This window comes from Paenibacillus sp. GL_099_B, from assembly GCF_057835695.1.
The window spans coordinates 305,439-322,709 of sequence record NZ_CM174430.1 but is presented as its reverse complement, the minus strand read 5'-3'; the positions used below and the strand labels follow the sequence as shown (position 1 = coordinate 322,709).

Here is a 17,271-nt window from a genome sequence, read left to right as displayed (position 1 = left end):
CACAGAAGCCACTACTTAGCGGAAGTTTCGTCCCGTCTGGACTTCTGTCTCGACAACTATTGGGCCGACTTTCATTATAACTGCTCAAAAAAAAGAAGCTGCCTTTACCATTATAACATGTTAAAGGCAGCTATGCTTTAATTACAGTTTTACAACTTCTTCTGCTTGAGGACCACGGTTTCCTTGTACAATTTTAAATTGCACGCGTTGACCTTCGTCCAGCGTTTTGAAGCCTTCGCCTGTAATAGCGCTGAAGTGTACGAATACATCTTCTCCGCCTTCAACTTCGATGAAACCGAAGCCTTTATCAGCGTTGAACCATTTTACTGTTCCGTTTTGCATGTGAATTACACCTCCAAATAAAGATTAACATGTTCCTTTGTTCTTTGCAGCAAGCAAATAAAAATTCACACATTGAAAAAGGTACCAGTCATAACCTATAAGTGATCGCCCTTTACAATATGTGAATTAGGTTTTCCACTCTCTACAACTTGTTTTTATTATAACTCCGTTTCCTCCAAAAAGCAAATCTTTGTATTTTCTTTTCAAACAGCTTTGGAAATACATGTTATTCGCACGCGCTGGAACAGGGTTTGTCGCTTACCTGCCGCTCATTGCGGTCTTATGAAAGGATATGCAGATCCGAACCAACTTATACATTTTCTATAAAATATTTTGACATGCATATCCAATACATCCATGAAAGCTTAACCCATTACAAGATAACACACTATGTCCATGCCCACATAAAGGCATCACGATCCCATGCAATCTGCCCACGATGTAACTTGCGGAACGCTTTCTTCACTTCTTTTGATAACGAAGTATTTCCATTCTCATTTACAAATACAAATTCTTCTCCAAAATTGGACTTTACATATTCAATTGCAGCTTCCTGATGAAGCGTACCGGTGAATTTAATCTCCTGTACCATCCATTCCGCTACTGTCTGTGCTGTCTTTTCCACAATATCACCTATTTATCTACCCATTGTACGGATGGACGGACTTCCGATTGATTATGAACAAGCCTGTCATACCGCCAGATTGAAGTATACCACGACCCCATGGCTGGCGGTAAACAGAGTTATGCAGCAACTGATCCAGACCCGTTTAATGAACTACTGAACTACCCGGTGTACTACTCTCTGAAGAAGATAACTTCGTTCGAACGCTAAACGTCAACCATACGCAATAAGCAACCAACACAACCAATATGAAGATATCGTAGGGAAGTGTTCCGGTATCTTGCCGGTCGTCCCCAAGAAATTGAATCAAATTATGTATGAAATGAAACAAGATCAGCGGCACGATATTTCCGTTTTTCAACATTAACAGCGCGAGGGCCGCTCCAAGCAGCAGTGCATAGATCAGTTGCAGAATCGTATCTGCCATACTCTGGCCGGATAATGCATTCATGATATGAGTGACGGAAAATAAAACACTTGAAGTGACAACTGCCGCAACCGCACTCTTACGAAGCAAAGTTTTGAAAATAAGTCCACGATAAATGGTTTCCTCCACAAAGGCGACAAGCAAGGTGAAGAAGATAAAAAAAGTCACCTTGGACAGGGTTAATTCTGTAAATCCTTTAAGCGCGATAGTACCCAGTACAAGGAGTAGCGGAATATAATACTTTGCATGACTTGCTGGGATGGTTCTTAAGGAACGGAATCCGGTTTCTCCCCACTTGCGGCGCATAGTCAGATAGATGATGAGTACAAGAGCAATTGGAGTAAACGACATAAGCACAGGTGATGTGTAATCCAGTTGCTTCACGGTTGCAACCGCTCCTGCCGCGAATACCGCCAGCAAAAGGAGCAGTTCAATAATGACTACCGTCAGCACGGGCCTACGCGTGGAAAAGGATTGGTTTTGCCTGGATTGCGGGGTTTTCATAGATTGTACCAGCCTCATTTCATCTTTAGTGGTTGTCACATGAACTAATATGACAATTTAGTTGTATCATATCTACTGGATATTCGGGTATCCTTTTCTGGATAAAACTATAAAAGTAACAAAAAAGAGAATTCCTCTTACAGCTTTTACCTTACAATCAGGTATGGCTCAAGTACTAATCTGTCCATTATAGTAGTAATAGAATGAATCGCTGCAGGGGTACGACACTTTTGCAACGTCATATATATGGAGAGTTAAAATGAAGAAGAACGAAATCAGGGGGATACTATGAAAGCATTATTTTTGCGCTGGGGACATTTGCTGGCAATCTTATGTATACCGCTTCAAGGTTCCATTTATGTTTTGTTGGGTAGTAACACCGGAAGTGATGTCTTCTACAATTATGCCTGGATTGATACACAGATTCCTTTTATCAAAGAATTTATTTATCCTTATGTCAGTTGGATGCCGATTCTGTATCTTGGATTTCTTTATTTGGGTCTAACGAACAAATCGCTATTCTGGCGTATGATAATTACCTATAACGTAGGAGTAATCGCAGCCAATATCGTTTTTGCGGTCTTCCCTACTTACGTGCCGCGGCCGGAAGCTATCGGAACAGGCCTAAGCAGCGCGCTCGTACAATTTATCTACACCAATGATGCTCCATTTAACTGTTTTCCAAGCATCCACTGTCTCACAAGTTATCTGCTCTTCATTATCATCAATCGCCATTTGAACTTCAAACCACTGGCGCGGATCTCCTGGTCGATATGGCTGTGGCTGATCATTGCTTCGACGGTGTTTGTGAAGCAGCATTCGTTGCTGGATGTAGCAGGCGGCATTCTATTCGCGGAAGCAGCGTATTGGGCTGTGCATGTATTTGCGGTTCGCGCAGGTCTGGCAAACAAAAAAACAAAGCAGCCAATCACGGCTACAAATACAAGCAGCAACGCTTAGTATATGATTTATATTGCAAAGGCAGGATTAATTCGACTGTCATGAGACCAAAAAGAGGGCCGAGGCCCTCTTTTTTTTGCGTGATTTATGTTGATACTTAAATGTAAGAACTTTTCAAGACGAGACCATGACAACCTTGTCTTTCATACAATAGGTGGACGTTCATGGAGCAAATCAGATGGAGGAGTTCCCATTAAACGCTTGAATACCCGGTAAAAATAAGACAGATCACGGTAACCGAGAAATTCTGCAATTTCCTGAATGGAGAGCTGTGACTCGGTAAGCAAATACACCGCCCTTTTCATCCGTTGATCATGAACATATTGGCTGATCGTCTGATTCGTCATGCTTTTAAATAACGCGGCGGCGTAATTCGGGGTTTTACCGATCTCGTCCCCGAGCTCTTCTTTCGTAACTTTCTCCCGGTAATGCCGCGCAATGTATCGCTTCATCCGCTCCGCATGAACATGTCTCTCCGGCGGAATAACACCACGGTCCAGTTCCCTATTTATATAAATAAGCACTTCCATCAATAAGGCTTGGCTCATCATGACATAATAAGACGGACGTTCCTGCCATTGTTGTTGGATGGCTTTCATGCGTTCATGAATCAGTTCATAACATCCGGGCTTATGTCGCAAGGCCTCACTCCGTTCCAGCGCGGGCAAACCTTGCGCATGATCCCCCTGTAATTGAACAACAATTTGCGTGTGGGTTACGGTAGGAATGCTTTTGCCGTAATACGGAATGCCAGCGGGGATTAACAGGAGCTCCCCCTTTTCCATGATCTGCTTCTCTCCGTTCACCCAATATACACATTTTCCATAAGTAACCAAGCTTAACCGCCAAGTTGCCTTTGACTGCACCGCTTCTTCGTACCAACCGACACCATTAATGTGTCGTACTTCTAATGGAGTGACCATAACACACCTCATTATTGGACTATATTCTAATCATTGTACTATAGTTCATACCTTGATTCGACAGAAAACGCTACAATACACATATAAGCAAACATATGAGGAGGAAAATAGCATGTTGAAAACAAAAATTATTTGTACTATGGGACCTGCTTGTGACTCAATCGAATTGTTAAAAGTAATGATTCAGGAAGGGATGACTGTTGCCCGTCTGAACATGGCTCACGGAGAGCTGGAAGATCACGTGGCACGGATTAACAATATCCGCAAAGCGGCCTCCGAATTGAATACGTACGTACCGATTATGATGGATATCAAGGGACCGGAAGTTCGTATTGGCAAACTGAAAGAAGCATCCTGCCATCTGCAAGCGGGTAAGGAGCTTATCCTGACTACCGAAGAAATTCTTGGTGACGCTGAGCGTATCTCAGTAAACTATCCAGAATTGAACCTCGTTGTAAAACCTGGAGATCGCATTCTCATCGATGATGGTTTGGTGGATCTGACTGTACTGTCCGTGGAAGGTTCAGATATTCACTGTAAAATCATCAGCGGCGGCATTCTGAAACCACGTAAAGGGGTTAACTTGCCAGGAATCAAAACGACTTTGCCAGGTGTAACGGAACGTGACGTTATGCACATCGGATTCGGGATCGAAAACGGTATCGAAATCATCGCTGCTTCCTTTGTTCGTAAAGGCGACGACATTCGTGAAATTCGCAGCATCCTGAAAGAACGCGGTGTAGATCATGTACAAATTATCTCCAAAATCGAAAACCAGGAAGGTATGACCAACCTGGACGATATCATTGAAGCATCTGACGGTATCATGGTAGCTCGTGGAGATCTCGGGGTTGAAGTACCGATTGAAGACGTACCTATGATGCAAAAAGAAATGATCGATAAATGTAACCGTGCGGGTAAACCGGTTATCGTAGCAACACACATGCTGGAATCCATGCAAGTGAATCCGCGCCCAACTCGTTCCGAAGTTAGTGACGTAGCTAACGCTGTTCTTCAAGGCGCAGACGTTGTTATGTTGTCTGGTGAATCGGCAGCAGGTAAATATCCGGTACAATCCGTTCGCACTATGGCTGCTGTTGCTCGCCGTGCTGAAACGATGATTGATTACAAAGAACAATTCAACCAAAAATCCGCTCAACAAGTAGCTGATATTACCGAAGTTATCAGTCAGGGAGCAGTTAGTTCTTCCCTCGTCCTGAATGCCAAAGCGATCATCACTTCTACCGAGAGTGGATTTACGGCGCGTATGATCTCCAAATATCGTCCGAAAGCACCGATCATCGCGGTTACACAGCATGAAGAAGTACTTGCGAAAATCTGCCTGCTCTCCGGTGTCATTCCGGTTATGGGCGACAAAGTAACAACAACCGATGAAATGTTCGAGTCAGCTACTCGCAATGCAATCAAAACCGGTTATATCGAAAAAGGGGACATCATCGTATTGTCTGCTGGCGTACCTATCGGTCAATCCGGTAACACCAACTTGATCAAAGTTCAACAAGTATAATTCAACAGATAGAATTGCATATATCGTTGAAAATACAAAAATCCACCGAGAGCAGAAATGCGTCTCGGTGGATTTTTCTTATGCAATTCATTTTATCATTCAACAATCGATTAAGAAAAAACGCTTTATCAGCGCTTTTTTCATATTGCTATGATGTTATATTTATATATTCTCTCGGTTCGTTATCGGAACCTTTACCAGCCAAAATTCAGCGTTTTGCCCGTCTCTACCCATGTCTTGATACTGCTCAATATCATCCACCAGTTACTCTGTGCGTTCGCAAAGGATGGATGGTTGTCCGTAAATTGGTCATTGATCAATGTTAACTTCGTACATTCCCCTACCGTCTCCAGTTGGAACACTACTCTGGATTGAAGCTCAGCGTGATTGGCGTGATAGGAAGGTCCGGGATGTTCAAGGTAACTTAATAGGGATAAAGGTTCGAATTCCAGAATATCGCCGTACACATGAACCGTCTCTGCACCATCATTCCCAGGTCCTACATAGGCGAACGGCTGACCCGGTTGGAAATTGGAACGAAGTTCACTGCCAAAAAAGCTGCTCCGTGTACCGTCCGGCGAGATCAGGGCATTCCACACATCTTCCTGTCCAGCATTAATATAGAACTCATATTTCAATTCCATGAACTCACTTCCTTTATGTGTTGTATTGAAGGAACTGACACTTGCTTGCAACACTATCCTACCGTTATACCCCAAACGGCGTATTGTAAAAACGCGACAACAGCGAAAATAAACGATTTAAGATACCATGAAACTTGATAATCCGCACTTTTCGTCCGGTATATTTTTATGTTTTCATGCTAAAATGGAATGAAATAACAGGAATTATACGTTGGAGAAGGATAGTTAGCATCCAGAAAGGAACCGAAATATGAACCAAACAACAAAAATTATGGGAATCCCTTTTCCCAATATAACTATGGATCAGACGGTTACAATTCTTAGTGATGTAGTCTATCAGAGACAATCTGAACTGTTCCATGTCATTACAGGCAATCCGGAAATCGTCATGTCCTGCCAGAAGGATCAGGCACTTCGTTCGGTGGTGGATCAGGCAGGCATTGTGACCGCTGATGGCGCGGGCATAGTTATGGTATCCCGCTTTCGGGGTGGACAATTGACTGAACGGGTAACAGGTTGTGACCTGCTTTTCCGTTTGTTGGAGGAAGGCAACCGGAAGAATTGGTCCTTTTATATGCTCGGGGCAGAAGAACCTGTCAGTAAGCGGGCTGTGGAGGTTATTGCGCAAAACTATCCGGGAGTCATTGTTCGTGGCAGACAACATGGATTTTTCACAACGGACGAGGAGCAAAGCATTGTAGAAGAGATTCACGAGGCACAACCTGATTTTCTTATCGTGGCCTTAGGAGCACCTAATGCTGAACACTGGATCAATAAATATCGCCACCAACTCAATGCTCGTGTAGCCATCGGAGTCGGGGGTAGCCTGGATATTCTGGCCGGCAAAACCAAACGAGCACCTGCGATATGGCAGAAGCTTAATTTGGAATGGCTTTATCGACTGCTCAGCCAGCCTTCAAGGTGGCGCAGACAACTCATTTTGCCACGTTTCGCTGTCCGTGCGTTGTTGTTCAGAGAGCAAAGGTAAATATCAAGGGGGACTGGTTACGGAATGGTCGGTGAAGAATCCAAGATCAAATTCAGGCCAAACAAAATACATATTATCGGCTCAGTCGGCAGCGGCAAGTCTACACTGGCCCGCCATTTATCCGCGAGGCTAGACCTTCCTTATTATGAGCTCGACAACATTGTGTGGCACCGTGTACCTCAAGGACAGGATATTCGCAATAGCCCAGAGACGCGGGACACACTCCTGCAAAAAGCTGTGCATTCCAATCAGTGGATTATTGAAGGTGTACATTATGAATGGGTGGCAAGAAGTTTCGAGCAGGCTGATCTTATCGTCTATTTGAATACCCCCGTGTGGAAAAGGAATGTGCGCATTCTCAAACGTTTCACAGTACAGAAGCTCGGGCTGGAACAAGGAAATTATAGACAGACTTTTACCATGCTTTGGCGGATGTATAAATGGAGCTATCAACATGACCGTAAGGAAAAAGCGCTAATCATGGCGTTTTTGCAGCCTCACCAACATAAATTGTGCATTGTTCGTAACGAAGCAGAATTGACGAGATACTTGGAGGAATCGGCAAAATGAAACATGCAGATCATGCTGTCAGACCCAGTATGGGTCTTCTGAATCTGGATGAGGGCGACAAGAGATATTGCCTGACACGGTATGCCCCTTCCGAAGCATTGAGTTCTTTGGTCAAGCATTTCTGGATCGTCTCCTGGGATCTTACCGGGCATGATCCTTATCCTCAGCATGTGGTTCCCAATCCATGTGTCAATCTGGTGGTAGAGCGGGGAAACACCTTTTTCTTCGGTCCATCTGGACAGAAGTTCTCCTATCTCGTCCGTGGAAAAGGAAGCGTGTTTGGGGTGAAGTTTAAGCCTGGGGGCTTCTATCCATTCATTCGCACTCCCGTTTCCACATTGTATGGAAACCCCTTGAATGTCTCTGGTGTGCTTGATGTTGATGCTCCACTGCTCGAAGAACGTCTGCTCGGGGACGGGAGTGATGCGGACAAAGTCAGTTATATGGATCAGCTTCTCTGTAAACACCTCCCTCCTCCTGATGATCAAGCCATTCTGGTTAGCCAGATTGTGCTATATATTGAGCAACATCGGGATATGTTGAGAGTCGATGATTTATCTGCCTCCTGGAATATGCACACAAGAAAGCTCCAGCGCCTGTTCAATCAGTATGTGGGCATCAGCCCCAAAATGGTGATCAAACTCTACCGCCTGCAAAATGCTGCTGAGCTGATGGAGCGGGGTATGGATTGCGATCTGGTTAGGCTGTCCCAGGACCTTGGATATCACGATCAGTCGCATTTTATCAAAGACTTCAAGTCCATTATCGGCAGCACACCTGAAGAATACGTCCATTCCAGAGGATAAACTAAGATTAACTACAGTCGCAGCAAGCGGATTCGACTGTAATACAAAAACCTGTCCTGAGACCTCAGGACAGGCGAATAACTTCGATGGTATCTCCGGTACGGATGATGCCTTCACGCTCGACTGAACAGACGATTCCGCGTTTTTTGCGGGCGGCTGGCACGAACTTTTTGCGCAAACCATCCTGTTCGTAGACTTGCTCAATGATTTTTCCAGGGTGTACACAAGGCAGATTCTCCCCTTCGCAGATCAGCCCGGTTCCATCCGGGAACAGAAGTCGGGTCCCGACAGGAAGCTCCGTCAACTTTTCAACGCCACGGATCAGCATGTTGGCACCGATCCACTCCGGGCGTACTTCAGGAATATTCATCTTCTGTGCTATGAGAGCACATTCCTCTTCTGAGACAATACTGATTTGCCTACGATTTGCGATTGGCGTTCCCCGTTTGTATATTTTCTGGCGGGAGTCCGCTGGGCGCAACAGACCGTAATGCCGATCACTCGGAATTCCAGCGAGCTCAATATCGATAAAAGGTACGACTCGTGTAACAAACGTTGATGGATCATCCGCCAGCAGGACGAATTGAACGGTTCCCACACCCACGCTAATCCCCCTTTTCCATGAGTAAGTTCACTTCTTTATTGTTCATTATTACCCAATGAATGGATTTTCGACAATCAGCGTATGATTATCTTTGTACTTAATCCGCGGCTTCATTTTAAACGAGAATCATGAACCCATTAACAAATTACACAATTAATTTGTGTAAAATTAAATTTATACTTTCAGTTCGGATGGCAAACATTTATACTGAGTGGGACAAGTAAATAAATGACATATAAGAAAGCAAGGTGTTTCTTTTGATTAGTATCATTTTCGTGGCTATTGTAGCCATTGAGCACTTCTACATCATGGTGATGGAGATGTTCCTGTGGACCCGTCCACGCACGATGAAGACGTTCGGTCTTACCCCTGAACTAGCGGAATCCACCAAGTCCCTGGCAGCCAATCAAGGTCTGTATAATGGATTTTTGGCCGCAGGTTTGATCTGGGGTCTCGTTTATCCAGATGCATCCGTCGGACAGCACATTCAGATCTTCTTCCTAGCATGTGTCATTATCGCCGCCCTCTACGGAGGTGTAACCGCTACTCGGTCCATCATTATCAAACAAGGGCTGCCTGCGATTATTGCATTACTTCTCGTTCTTTTCCTCTGATCACCTGATGGCCATTACCATGCCGGGATTCATTAAAAGCTCCAATGTGGTAAGGTATGGTTATAAAGGCATCGGATTATGCCTAATCACTGTAATTGGTCTGGAAAGGAGAACGTTTTATGGGACTGTTTGACAAGCTTCGACGCCGCAAAAAGGAAAACTCCACCGCAGGTGGAGCCGTACATACTGCTCCATATAGCGAAACTATCGTTGGATTTGTTTTGCTGGAGCACGAAGATTGTAATTTTGATCACTTCATTAGCACGATGAAAAACGAGTGGAATATTGAGATTGACGAACGTCCGGAGGAAGGCAATCTTTTTTTCGAAGTGGATGGAATGCAAGTGGTGTGTGCACACATTAATGCTCCTATTCCTGACCACGAAGTAGAGGAAAATGCCAAATTAAATGTGCTGTGGCAGGACGCGGTGCAAGTCACTTCAAGACATCAATCTCAGATTATTGTTTCTGTACTGAATGCAACTGACGCCATTCAGGCACATATTCTGTTCACCCAAACAGCGAGTGCCTTGCTCCAGCTGGACCATGCGTTGGCTATATATATGGCGCCACTTGTGGTGGAAGCAGGCCAGTACGTGGACATCAGTCGTTCAATCAAGGATGGTGAGCTGCCCGTCTCCCTCTGGATTTTCATCGGACTATTTCAAAGTCCTGAAGGCGCATCGGCCTACACTTATGGGTTACGCAACTTCGGGAAAGAGGAGATGGAAATCACTCAATCCGCAAAGCCGTTAAGTGAAGTATTTGAAATGATGTATATGACTGCGACTTATGTTGTTGAAAACGATGTAACCCTGCATGACGGCGAGACGCTCGGCTTCTCAGCAGAACAAAAGCTGCCCATCAACCGCTCGGAAGGAATAGCCACAGAGGGTAGCAGCTTGAATATTGGTTTTTAGGCATCGTTAAGAGCCGTCCAGATTCCTCGTGACTGGGCGGCTTTTTTATGTTTGATTTCCGATTTAGCTCATCAACATACGTTTCCCTGAAATTGTATCTGCTAGGAGGACATAGTTCATAAGTATTATAAAATAGTGAACTTTGTTTTCATCTCTGCAAATTGAGGGTATAATTAATAGGTCAATAGACTTATATCGTACATAAATATTTTATCGTAAGGGAGTTGCCAAATGTCTGTAAAACGATTGGATTCACCTAAACCTATTATTGAAATAGTTTGGGAAGGAATGGTCTCTCCTGAACAGGTGGAACAAACCAATACCGAGATAAAAAAAATAGCTGAGCAATTGGGTAATTCATTTGATGTGCTGGTAGACATGCGCAATATGAAGGCATTTCCTCAGGATACAAAAGAGAAAATGGTGGAGCACCAGAAGCTGCTGGCACAGTGGGGCATGAAGCGTGCGAGTGTAGCGGTAGGCGGGGCGATTGCCAAAATGCAGCTGAACCGGATTTCCAAAGAATCGCAGCATCAGACCGAATTTCAATGGGAAACATATGATGAAGCTTTGGCATTTTTATTGAACTAATTAAATAGGGCTGTTATGTGAGCATAATGGAAATATGGTGCGATGAACATGCAGGCATATATATCTTAAGGCGCTTCCCAGCATATGAGGGGAACGCCTTTTTGTATTTTGCAAACTCTCCATATGAAATGAATATGTTCATCTGTTTGCGATAAGGTCATGGGTTTATCATGCAAACCATCGTTACAGATGTACCACACATGCCATGTTCGACGAATCCGAAACGCCGATAAAGCCGAATTGCTTCGTTATCTGGATCAACACTGAGCGAAACGGCGTCAATATCCCGCTTTCGAGCCTCTTCTAACGCCGCCTGAATGAGACGGGTGCCTATTCCTTTGCCACGCACTGTCTCAACCACAGCCATTCCCATCTCGGGTGTAGCCGCATTTACATAACCATATCCCGCATTCTGCTCATTAAAAAATCGCAACGTCACCGAACCCATACGTTTGCCTTGAGAATCCACGGCGATAAATCCGAAATCTCCCTCTCTCCCCCAGCCTTCAACGTACTTGGACATGCCGGGGCTATGAATGATCTCAGGTTCAAAAGGCTCTTCGCCCTCCCGCTTGAACATGGATGCATACAACATCTCCCACAGAAAAGGGATATCCTGCTCTTCAATCGGACGTAATTGATATTCCGTCATTTTTTCCCCTCCTTCAAATTGGTAAAGAGGCGTTCCATTTCATTTAAATTAAAATCATTGGTAATTTCATAATTTTCAAGTTGATCTCTCGTTTTGTATCCGCTGTAGATAGAGACGGCATGTTCGTTATAAAACGTAATTCCAAAGCCTTCTGTAAATCGATCTTCTTTCTTCGTCAAAAGCTGCCAGTCATAGTAATATGGGTTCCCCTCCGATCGCTCGGAGATATCTATTTGCTTTACTCTTCTTAATTCGATATCCTTCGTAAGCTTTAATATCTTTCTAATCTCTTGGGGATCTTTAATAGTCACTTCTTCTTCATCGTATGGATCGGTGGTCGGTATTTTTTTGATAATCAGAATGTCCAGTGTATCCAGCATACTCATATGATCCGTGACTTCAGCTCGAAAGGTGGTATATTGTCTCGAAATGTACATTGGTATCGTAATAGCTGCAATCACGAGTACAACGACCACACCAAGAATGGTTTTGGTTCTTTTTTTCATTGAGCTCTCCTCTCGTTATTGGGTGAATCAGGAAAATTAAAGTCATTATAAGTATACCACCTCATCCAAATATTGTTCTAGATCATTAAAATAACCCATTAAATACATGCATTTTATAAAGAAAAAACCTCTTCATAATGATCTCCAGTGTTGCAGCCATGTCGGAACAGAGTGCGGCTTCCACGGAAGAGGTTGCTTCTTCCACGCAGGAACAGTTCAATTACATTACAAGCATCTCGGAACGTTCCAATGAGCTGGCGCAGCATGCCAATACACTGTACGAAGAAGTGAAGAAGTTCAAGATTTAACTCAAACAAGCCACGTTCACCCTTAGGTGCACGCGGCTTGTTTTATGTGGACGACGTATATGTTTCAGGACCGGGCTGTAGTCTTAAGATTGATCTGATACCTTTCCTGTTGAGTCTCTAATGACCAATTCAGGCTTCAGGACAATTTTTTGCGGTGATTTACCTTCATCTTTTAGCTCATCAATTAATAAATCAACGGCACGACGCCCCAGATCCTCAATAGGTTGGGCAACCGTCGTTAGAGGCGGGTTGGTTACCGAAGCTAGAATCGTATTATCGAATCCGATGATTGATACATCTTCAGGCACACGCAGGCCTAGTTCTTTGGCAGCTTGAAGCGCACCAATTGCCTGCATGTCGTTGCAGCAGAAGATGCCTGTGGCTCGATTTTTTTTAGTGAGCAGCACGAGCGCCTCTTTTTTGGCTGAACCCAGATCGGCAGATGACTCTCTCACCTGATCGGCTTCAAGAGAAAAACCCTCCTTCTCCAATGCTTCACGAAATCCGCGTACGCGTTCCTGACTGCTGCTGACTTTGAACGATTCGGACAGCACCGCTACGTGAGTATGACCCAATTCAAGCAGATGCTGTGCTGCCAAGGCGCCGCCAAGCCTGTCATCGATCGCAACGGTATGTACCGACAACGACGGCATATGACGGGCAATCAGAGCAACAGGTATGGACTGTTGCAGGAGTGGAGACAGAATCTCGGCATTATCGATACCTGTTCCGATCATCATGCCGTCGACCCTTTTTTGCTGAAGCAGATTCAAATACCGCTCTACCCGCTCGTCCTTATTGTCTGTGCTGCAAATCACGACGCTATAACCCAACTGCCGACTGCGATCCTCTACCGCTCTGGCCAGCTCGGCAAAATACGGATTGGAGATATCGGGCACGAGCAGCCCGAGCGTGTATGTCTGCTTACCCGTAAGTGCGGCAGCAATAGCGCTCGGCTGGTAGTGAAGACGCTCCATGATCTCCATAATCTCGGCACGCCGCTTCTCGCTAATTTTACCTTTGCCGTTAATGACCTGTGAGACGGTTGCAATGGATACCCCCGCCTCGCGTGCTATATCATATATGGTTGCTTTCATTGTTTTTTCCCCATTTGTGCTATATATAAATTCCCTTATATATAGGTAATCGTATCTTCTCATTATGCAGGGGGAAGTCCGCATACGCAACTTGAAGCCGATACTACTTTTTATTCATCAGCCAATCATGGTCTGGGTCGTTATGAAACTTCCAGGTCCGGGTTGGTCCTGCCATCACATTCAGATAGTAGACCTCGTATCCCGGAGGAGCACCTACCGGATGGTATCCACACGGAACAAGCACGACTTCACCGTTGTTCACTGCAAGCGTCTCATCTACAGCTCGATCATCTGTGTATATCCGTTGGATGGCAAACCCCTGCTCAGGCTGCACTCGGAAATAGTACGTCTCCTCTAGCAATGATTCGTCAGGCAGAGCGTCCCGGTCATGTTTATGCGGCGGATAACTAGACCAATGTCCATCTGGGGTGAACACCTCAACGACAAGCAGACTGTCTGCTTCTTTTTGTTCCGGCAAAATGTTGTGAATCTGTCGTTCCAGGTTGCCGTAACCACGCGTCTCAACACCTACATCTTCCGGGGCAATCAGACGAGCAGGATACGTACCTTTACCTGGTGCCGCACATATGGCAATCTCCAATGGGGTAAGAGCTGTTAACTCCACTCGATCTGAACTGGATACGTAAATAGAATACGGAGGAATTTTCTCAAAAACACTCATTCTTTTCCCGATATTCTCCCACGTGTATTCACGAGTACTTACATTCGCCAAGCCGCTGAGAAGTACAATACAGAGTTCCTCATCCCCGCTCTCACGAGTTAGGGTCTGTCCCTCCGCAAGGTGTACCACCTGGAACCCAACATATTCCCAGCCCGCAGACTCTGGTGTGACCGTCAACAACGTTCCGTCTGCTTTTGGATTCAACACAGGTTTTACTACGCGTTCTGACATGCTTCCTTCCACTCCTTCCGTATTTATCCTTAATCCTGATGGCTGTCTATTAGATGAAATGAACTTGTTATGAAAATGGTCCTACGGGGCAACCGTCTGGGATTCCACCGATATTCCCGGGACTTCACGCAGCTTCACAGGTCTGCCTTGTTCCATGGACATGCGCGCGGCGAGTGCGATGCGTTCTGCCTGGACTGCATCATTCCCGTTTACGATGACAGGTGTATCGTTCCGAATCGCGTCGATGAAAAGAGCTGTCTCCTGCACGTACGCTTCATTGTATCGCTCCAGGAAAAAGTGCAGCGGCTTGTCGCGCATCAATCCGTTCGCTGTACTAATTTCTGCCGTATTCGGATGATCGTTCGCAGCTGCGGCGCTGCCCAGTGAGCCAAATACCTCGACTCGCTGATCGTATCCATATACCGCTTGGCGGCTGTTATCAATGACGCCGATTGCTCCATTTTCAAAACTCATCGTCACAATGGCCGTATCCACATCGCCGTGTTCCGCAAAAACAGGATGAATCAGCACATTGCCCTGGGCATAGACTTCCTCCACCTCACTCCCAGACAAATACCGAGCCATGTCGAAATCATGGATCATCATATCCATGAAGATTCCGCCAGACACCCGGATGTACTCCGCTGGCGGCGGACTCGGGTCACGAGAAGTGATTTTGATAATATGCGGATCACCAATCGTTCCCTCCTGCACATGTGCACGTACCCGTTTGAAGTTATGATCGAAGCGACGATTGAATCCGATTTGCAGCTTTACCCCAGCCTTCTGCACGGCTGCAACAGCTGCCTGAGTCTGATGAAGATCCATACTGACCGGCTTCTCGCAAAAAATGTGTTTGCCTGCCTGGGCTGCCTGTTCAATCAGTGGTACATGCGTATCTGTTGAGGAACAGATCAGCACTGCATCCACATTTGGCATGGCGATCAGCTGGCTGCTATCTGTCGTTACCACTGGAATGCCACGGCTGGAAGCCCACTCCTCCAGCTCGGGTCCTGCAAACAAATCACTGATACCAACAATCTCGGCATGCGGGTTGCGAAGGAGATTGTCCGCATGGATTTTACCAATACGCCCAGCGCCGATGATGCCAATTCTCACTTTATCCTTGCCCATTCCGTTATCCTCCCTGTATGTGTCCATGTGGACTCAACGTTCTTCCATTGGCTGGTATGCCCTGAGTGACTACCAGCGGGCAGTAACCATCTTTTTGCGAGTATAAAATTCAACGCCGTCTGTACCGTTGGCATGCAAATCACCGTAGAACGATTTCTTCCAGCCGGAAAAAGGGAAAAATGCCATTGGCGCAGGTACGCCCAAGTTAATGCCCAGCATGCCTGCATCAATCGTTTCACGGAATTGGCGCATGCTTGCTCCACTGCGGGTGAACAGGCAAGCTCCGTTGGCAAAGTCGGAACGGTTGGCCAGTTCCACTGCTTCCTCCAGCGTAGCCACCCTCGCTACCGAGAGCACCGGTGCAAAAATCTCGTCCTTCCAGATCTTCATGGTGCTCTGCACCTCATCAAATACCGTCGGACCAACGAAATAACCGGACTTGCCTGTCGCTTCATCTTTGCGACCATCCCGGATCAGAGCAGCGCCTTCCTGTTCTCCGGATTCAATGTAGCTAAGTGTACGTTCCTTATGCGGACCACGAATGACAGGACCCAGGAATACCCCTTCATCCATGCCGTTACCAATCGTGATGCGATCTGCCGCTTCCACCAGCTTTTGCACCAGCGTGTCAGCAACATCGCCCACGGCGACAACAACCGAGCAGGCCATACAGCGTTCTCCGGCTGAGCCGAAGGCCGCACTGGTGATTTCTTTCACCGTCAGGTCGAGATCGGCGTCCGGCATGACGATCGAGTGATTTTTGGCACCAGCAAGCGCCTGTACCCGTTTGCCATGTGCTGATGCGGTAGTGTACACATATTCAGCCACAGGCTGTGATCCGACAAAAGAGATCGCTTGAACATCCTTGTGTTCAAGCAGTCCGTTCACGACATCATGAGCACCGTGAACGATATTGAGCACGCCGTCCGGAAGCCCTGCTTCCTTGAACAGCTCAGCCAGACGACCTGCCAGCAGCGGTGTGCGCTCGGACGGCTTCAGGACAAAGGTGTTGCCGCACGCAATCGCCAGCGGGAACATCCAGCACGGTACCATCATCGGAAAGTTGAAGGGGGTTATTCCCCCAATGACACCGATCGGGTACCGGTACATGCCCGACTCCAGCCCGGTGGCAATGTCGGGCAGCTGTTTGCCCATCATCAGGTTCGGGGCGCCTGCCGCGAATTCGACGCATTCAATGCCACGCTGCACTTCGCCGTAGGCTTCAGCGTAGCTTTTACCGTTTTCCAGCGTAACCAGCCGCGCGAGTTCTTCCCAGTGCTCCACCAGCAGCTGCTGGTAGCGGAACAGAATCCGTGCACGGCGGGGAACCGGTGTGCCACTCCATGACGGGAACGCCTCCCGTGCCGTCTGGACGGCCAAATCCACATCGGCCTGTTCAGACAGCGGTACGTGTGCAATGACCTCTTCCGTAGCCGGATTTACAACCGGCTCTGTACGGGTTGCCGTCGGGGTCACCCAGGCACCCCCGATCCAGTTTTGAACCATTGTCGCTGTTACTGACGCTTCCGAAATCCCTTTTCCCATAGCCCTGTCTCCCTTCGCTTATATGTGCGTTGCGTCAAATTACTCCATGTACTCCAAGTACTTCAACACG

The 17,271-nt window shown here is 46.3% G+C and carries 21 protein-coding genes; 9 read left to right on the top strand and 12 right to left on the bottom strand.

Going from position 1 to position 17,271, the window contains the following annotated elements; genetic code table 11:
- Window positions 1-141: 141 nt before the first annotated feature.
- The 3 genes from AC3ITG_RS01520 to AC3ITG_RS01510 all read right to left on the bottom strand — a co-directional run bounded on the left by AC3ITG_RS01520 (window position 142) and on the right by AC3ITG_RS01510 (window position 1,898).
- On the bottom strand, window positions 142-342 hold the full coding sequence (locus AC3ITG_RS01520; protein ID WP_024633772.1) for a cold-shock protein: 201 nt from the start codon (window positions 340-342) through the stop codon (window positions 142-144).
- Window positions 343-730: 388 nt separating this feature from the next.
- Window positions 731-967 (bottom strand): DUF6953 family protein, encoded by a 237-nt coding sequence (locus AC3ITG_RS01515; protein WP_413374557.1) that lies wholly within the window; start codon window positions 965-967, stop codon window positions 731-733.
- Between the two features lie 145 nt (window positions 968-1,112).
- The gene (locus AC3ITG_RS01510; protein WP_413374555.1) at window positions 1,113-1,898 is read right to left on the bottom strand and encodes a CPBP family intramembrane glutamic endopeptidase; all 786 of its coding nucleotides are present in this window, start codon (window positions 1,896-1,898) and stop codon (window positions 1,113-1,115) included.
- Between the two features lie 288 nt (window positions 1,899-2,186).
- Between AC3ITG_RS01510 and AC3ITG_RS01505 the strand changes: the two genes are divergently transcribed.
- On the top strand, window positions 2,187-2,858 hold the full coding sequence (locus AC3ITG_RS01505; RefSeq protein WP_413374553.1) for a phosphatase PAP2 family protein: 672 nt from the start codon (window positions 2,187-2,189) through the stop codon (window positions 2,856-2,858).
- A gap of 143 nt (window positions 2,859-3,001) precedes the next feature.
- Here the strand turns inward: AC3ITG_RS01505 and AC3ITG_RS01500 are convergent, their stop codons facing one another.
- Window positions 3,002-3,781, bottom strand: coding sequence for a helix-turn-helix domain-containing protein (locus tag AC3ITG_RS01500; protein WP_489252587.1), 780 nt, complete (start codon window positions 3,779-3,781; stop codon window positions 3,002-3,004).
- Window positions 3,782-3,893: 112 nt separating this feature from the next.
- Here AC3ITG_RS01500 and pyk point away from each other — a divergent pair, with 112 nt between their 5' ends.
- Window positions 3,894-5,309: a pyruvate kinase gene (gene pyk / locus AC3ITG_RS01495; RefSeq protein WP_076292255.1), complete on the top strand. Its 1,416-nt coding sequence runs from the start codon at window positions 3,894-3,896 to the stop codon at window positions 5,307-5,309.
- Between the two features lie 194 nt (window positions 5,310-5,503).
- Here the strand turns inward: pyk and AC3ITG_RS01490 are convergent, their stop codons facing one another.
- Complete coding sequence (locus AC3ITG_RS01490) at window positions 5,504-5,953, bottom strand: SRPBCC family protein (RefSeq protein ID WP_053779077.1); 450 nt, start codon at window positions 5,951-5,953, stop codon at window positions 5,504-5,506.
- A 250-nt stretch (window positions 5,954-6,203) separates the two neighbouring features.
- Here AC3ITG_RS01490 and AC3ITG_RS01485 point away from each other — a divergent pair, with 250 nt between their 5' ends.
- The 3 genes from AC3ITG_RS01485 to AC3ITG_RS01475 are packed head-to-tail and all read left to right on the top strand — an operon-like array spanning window position 6,204 to window position 8,317.
- Window positions 6,204-6,941: a WecB/TagA/CpsF family glycosyltransferase gene (locus AC3ITG_RS01485; protein ID WP_489252586.1), complete on the top strand. Its 738-nt coding sequence runs from the start codon at window positions 6,204-6,206 to the stop codon at window positions 6,939-6,941.
- A 24-nt stretch (window positions 6,942-6,965) separates the two neighbouring features.
- The gene (locus AC3ITG_RS01480; protein WP_489252585.1) at window positions 6,966-7,511 is read left to right on the top strand and encodes an AAA family ATPase; all 546 of its coding nucleotides are present in this window, start codon (window positions 6,966-6,968) and stop codon (window positions 7,509-7,511) included.
- Complete coding sequence (locus tag AC3ITG_RS01475; RefSeq protein WP_489252584.1) at window positions 7,508-8,317, top strand: DUF6597 domain-containing transcriptional factor; 810 nt, start codon at window positions 7,508-7,510, stop codon at window positions 8,315-8,317. Before AC3ITG_RS01480 ends, AC3ITG_RS01475 begins: the two co-directional genes overlap by 4 nt.
- 64 nt (window positions 8,318-8,381) lie before the next feature.
- Here AC3ITG_RS01475 and AC3ITG_RS01470 read toward each other — a convergent pair whose 3' ends face one another.
- On the bottom strand, window positions 8,382-8,915 hold the full coding sequence (locus AC3ITG_RS01470) for an MOSC domain-containing protein (protein ID WP_489254392.1): 534 nt from the start codon (window positions 8,913-8,915) through the stop codon (window positions 8,382-8,384).
- A gap of 263 nt (window positions 8,916-9,178) precedes the next feature.
- On the opposite strand from AC3ITG_RS01470, the gene AC3ITG_RS01465 reads away from it, so the two are divergent.
- From AC3ITG_RS01465 to AC3ITG_RS01455, 3 genes are all read left to right on the top strand, one after another.
- Window positions 9,179-9,535, top strand: a complete 357-nt coding sequence (locus AC3ITG_RS01465) for a DUF1304 domain-containing protein (RefSeq protein WP_162842469.1) — start codon at window positions 9,179-9,181, stop codon at window positions 9,533-9,535.
- 119 nt (window positions 9,536-9,654) lie between these two features.
- Window positions 9,655-10,455 (top strand): DUF4261 domain-containing protein, encoded by an 801-nt coding sequence (locus tag AC3ITG_RS01460; RefSeq protein WP_489252583.1) that lies wholly within the window; start codon window positions 9,655-9,657, stop codon window positions 10,453-10,455.
- A 231-nt stretch (window positions 10,456-10,686) separates the two neighbouring features.
- A complete protein-coding gene (locus AC3ITG_RS01455) occupies window positions 10,687-11,046 on the top strand; it encodes an STAS/SEC14 domain-containing protein (RefSeq protein WP_064642872.1) in 360 nt (119 codons plus the stop codon).
- Window positions 11,047-11,203: 157 nt separating this feature from the next.
- Here AC3ITG_RS01455 and AC3ITG_RS01450 read toward each other — a convergent pair whose 3' ends face one another.
- On the bottom strand, window positions 11,204-11,698 hold the full coding sequence (locus tag AC3ITG_RS01450) for a GNAT family N-acetyltransferase (protein ID WP_489252582.1): 495 nt from the start codon (window positions 11,696-11,698) through the stop codon (window positions 11,204-11,206).
- Window positions 11,695-12,204 carry a hypothetical protein gene (locus AC3ITG_RS01445; protein ID WP_079697754.1) on the bottom strand — a complete coding sequence of 170 codons (510 nt, stop codon included), beginning with the start codon at window positions 12,202-12,204 and terminating at the stop codon, window positions 11,695-11,697. Before AC3ITG_RS01445 ends, AC3ITG_RS01450 begins: the two co-directional genes overlap by 4 nt.
- A 158-nt stretch (window positions 12,205-12,362) precedes the next feature.
- On the opposite strand from AC3ITG_RS01445, the gene AC3ITG_RS01440 reads away from it, so the two are divergent.
- Window positions 12,363-12,512 carry a hypothetical protein gene (locus AC3ITG_RS01440; protein WP_157258625.1) on the top strand — a complete coding sequence of 50 codons (150 nt, stop codon included), beginning with the start codon at window positions 12,363-12,365 and terminating at the stop codon, window positions 12,510-12,512.
- Between the two features lie 83 nt (window positions 12,513-12,595).
- On the opposite strand, the gene AC3ITG_RS01435 is transcribed toward AC3ITG_RS01440, so the two are convergent.
- The 4 genes from AC3ITG_RS01435 to AC3ITG_RS01420 form a co-directional block, all read right to left on the bottom strand.
- The gene (locus AC3ITG_RS01435) at window positions 12,596-13,609 is read right to left on the bottom strand and encodes a LacI family DNA-binding transcriptional regulator (RefSeq protein ID WP_489252581.1); all 1,014 of its coding nucleotides are present in this window, start codon (window positions 13,607-13,609) and stop codon (window positions 12,596-12,598) included.
- A gap of 103 nt (window positions 13,610-13,712) precedes the next feature.
- Window positions 13,713-14,522, bottom strand: coding sequence for a 5-deoxy-glucuronate isomerase (iolB, locus tag AC3ITG_RS01430; protein WP_489252580.1), 810 nt, complete (start codon window positions 14,520-14,522; stop codon window positions 13,713-13,715).
- 81 nt (window positions 14,523-14,603) lie between these two features.
- Window positions 14,604-15,656, bottom strand: coding sequence for an inositol 2-dehydrogenase (iolG, locus tag AC3ITG_RS01425; protein ID WP_489252579.1), 1,053 nt, complete (start codon window positions 15,654-15,656; stop codon window positions 14,604-14,606).
- 69 nt (window positions 15,657-15,725) lie between these two features.
- Complete coding sequence (locus AC3ITG_RS01420; protein WP_489252578.1) at window positions 15,726-17,201, bottom strand: CoA-acylating methylmalonate-semialdehyde dehydrogenase; 1,476 nt, start codon at window positions 17,199-17,201, stop codon at window positions 15,726-15,728.
- Window positions 17,202-17,271 lie beyond the last annotated feature (70 nt).

What these genes read in the sequence shown, in the direction of transcription:
- AC3ITG_RS01520 (WP_024633772.1), bottom strand. Translation starts at nt 342, where the DNA reads ATGCAAAACGGAACAGTAAAATGGTTCAACGCTGATAAAGGCTTCGGT.
- AC3ITG_RS01510 (WP_413374555.1), bottom strand. Translation starts at nt 1,898, where the DNA reads ATGAAAACCCCGCAATCCAGGCAAAACCAATCCTTTTCCACGCGTAGG.
- AC3ITG_RS01505 (WP_413374553.1), top strand. Translation starts at nt 2,187, where the DNA reads ATGAAAGCATTATTTTTGCGCTGGGGACATTTGCTGGCAATCTTATGT.
- AC3ITG_RS01500 (WP_489252587.1), bottom strand. Translation starts at nt 3,781, where the DNA reads ATGGTCACTCCATTAGAAGTACGACACATTAATGGTGTCGGTTGGTAC.
- pyk (WP_076292255.1), top strand. Translation starts at nt 3,894, where the DNA reads ATGTTGAAAACAAAAATTATTTGTACTATGGGACCTGCTTGTGACTCA.
- AC3ITG_RS01490 (WP_053779077.1), bottom strand. Translation starts at nt 5,953, where the DNA reads ATGGAATTGAAATATGAGTTCTATATTAATGCTGGACAGGAAGATGTG.
- AC3ITG_RS01485 (WP_489252586.1), top strand. Translation starts at nt 6,204, where the DNA reads ATGAACCAAACAACAAAAATTATGGGAATCCCTTTTCCCAATATAACT.
- AC3ITG_RS01480 (WP_489252585.1), top strand. Translation starts at nt 6,966, where the DNA reads ATGGTCGGTGAAGAATCCAAGATCAAATTCAGGCCAAACAAAATACAT.
- AC3ITG_RS01475 (WP_489252584.1), top strand. Translation starts at nt 7,508, where the DNA reads ATGAAACATGCAGATCATGCTGTCAGACCCAGTATGGGTCTTCTGAAT.
- AC3ITG_RS01460 (WP_489252583.1), top strand. Translation starts at nt 9,655, where the DNA reads ATGGGACTGTTTGACAAGCTTCGACGCCGCAAAAAGGAAAACTCCACC.
- AC3ITG_RS01455 (WP_064642872.1), top strand. Translation starts at nt 10,687, where the DNA reads ATGTCTGTAAAACGATTGGATTCACCTAAACCTATTATTGAAATAGTT.
- AC3ITG_RS01450 (WP_489252582.1), bottom strand. Translation starts at nt 11,698, where the DNA reads ATGACGGAATATCAATTACGTCCGATTGAAGAGCAGGATATCCCTTTT.
- AC3ITG_RS01445 (WP_079697754.1), bottom strand. Translation starts at nt 12,204, where the DNA reads ATGAAAAAAAGAACCAAAACCATTCTTGGTGTGGTCGTTGTACTCGTG.
- AC3ITG_RS01440 (WP_157258625.1), top strand. Translation starts at nt 12,363, where the DNA reads ATGTCGGAACAGAGTGCGGCTTCCACGGAAGAGGTTGCTTCTTCCACG.
- AC3ITG_RS01435 (WP_489252581.1), bottom strand. Translation starts at nt 13,609, where the DNA reads ATGAAAGCAACCATATATGATATAGCACGCGAGGCGGGGGTATCCATT.
- iolB (WP_489252580.1), bottom strand. Translation starts at nt 14,522, where the DNA reads ATGTCAGAACGCGTAGTAAAACCTGTGTTGAATCCAAAAGCAGACGGA.
- iolG (WP_489252579.1), bottom strand. Translation starts at nt 15,656, where the DNA reads ATGGGCAAGGATAAAGTGAGAATTGGCATCATCGGCGCTGGGCGTATT.
- AC3ITG_RS01420 (WP_489252578.1), bottom strand. Translation starts at nt 17,201, where the DNA reads ATGGGAAAAGGGATTTCGGAAGCGTCAGTAACAGCGACAATGGTTCAA.